The organism is Bacillus sp. LR_5 (assembly GCF_042709275.1).
On sequence record NZ_JAVAXX010000579.1, the window covers coordinates 1 to 1,446 of the forward strand.

The following is a 1,446-nucleotide window of genomic DNA, read 5'->3' on the forward strand; positions in this document are numbered from 1 at the left end:
GCATTGTTATCCCTGTATATAATTCAGAAGATCTTATTTCCGAATGTCTTGACAGCTTAGTTAATCAAACGATGCCAAAAGAGGATTATGAGATTATATGTGTTGATGATAAATCTACGGATTCATCTTTAGACATTTTGAATCAATATAAAAAGAAATATGAAAATGTTGTTGTTATTGAAAGAACAGTAAATTCAGGCGGTCCAGGTGCTCCGCGGAATGATGCTATAAAAATTGCCAAGGGTGAATACATTCTATTTGTTGATTCCCATGACTATATAGGCAATGAAGCATTGTTAAGATGGTACAATTTCTCAAAAGAGAATCAATCAGATATTACATTAGGAAAGTTAAAAGGGATAAACGGCAGAGGTGTTCCCAAATCAATGTTTAAGGAAACGAACCCGGATGTTGATTTGGTTGATTCCAAAATTGTTTTTACATTGGGACCCCAAAAACTGTTTAAAGCCTCACTTTTAAAAGAAAATAAAATTACCTTCCCTACTCACATAAAAGCAGCGGAAGATCAAGTCTTCACTATGAACGCTTATTTGAAAGCAAAGAAGATTTCTGTTTCAGCTGACTATGATTATTACTATCTGGTCAAAAGAGACGGTGAACATATGAGTGTTGCATATGTTCCTCCAGAGAACTTCTATGGAGCGATGGAAGATATTGTCTCTGCTATCAAGGCAAGTGACCTTGAAGAAGCCAGAAAAATTAAGCTGATGGCAGTATTTTTAAACAGGCATTTTGATTTTTCTCGGACAAAAAATGTCACGATTAAAATGAAAACCGATGAAGAAAGAGCTGAATGGTTTAGATATTTGTCATCATTTATTCATGCAGTGCCTGAAGAGGCTGATCAATTTGTACTTCCGCATATCAAATTGCGGCTGCTGTTTATTCGGAATAATGATTTGCGAGGATTAACCCAGTATGAGCGGGAGGAACAAGACATTAAAAAGTTCTGTACTGTTAATAACGGGGAGTTAATTGCACGTTATCCGAGCTTAGAACGGTATCCAATTTCTGAAGAGTTATTAAAAGTAAATTATAAAAATAAGCTTGAGCATTATCTGCAGAATATTGAGTTTAGCGATCACAGCCTCAGCATTCAAGGAACCATTAAACACAAATTGTTGGATGATGAAAAGAATAAAAATCAATCTCTGACAGGAGTATTTGTTCATCGTGATACAAAGGCGGAAAAATACATTGCGCCGGCTTCATATAAAAATTCAACTTTTACATTTGAGTGCAAGTTTGATGAACTGGCTTCTGCTGAAGAAGATTTAGGTGTTTGGGATTTCTTTATTGAATCGTCAATAGACGGCTACAAATTAAGGGCAAGAATAGGAAACAAGCGTGCCGCGTACAAGTATTCCACAAAAACGATGTATTTAGGGCATAACGCTTTGTTTGTCTACAGCGCCAGACCATACT

1 protein-coding gene is annotated in these 1,446 nt (G+C 36.0%); it reads left to right on the top strand.

Features of this window, described 5'->3' with window-relative positions:
* Positions 1 to 2 precede the first annotated feature (2 nt).
* The coding region (tarQ, locus tag RAC86_RS38650) for a (poly)ribitol-phosphate teichoic acid beta-D-glucosyltransferase TarQ (protein ID WP_377886950.1) at positions 3 to 1,446 on the top strand (1,444 nt) is incomplete at its 3' end.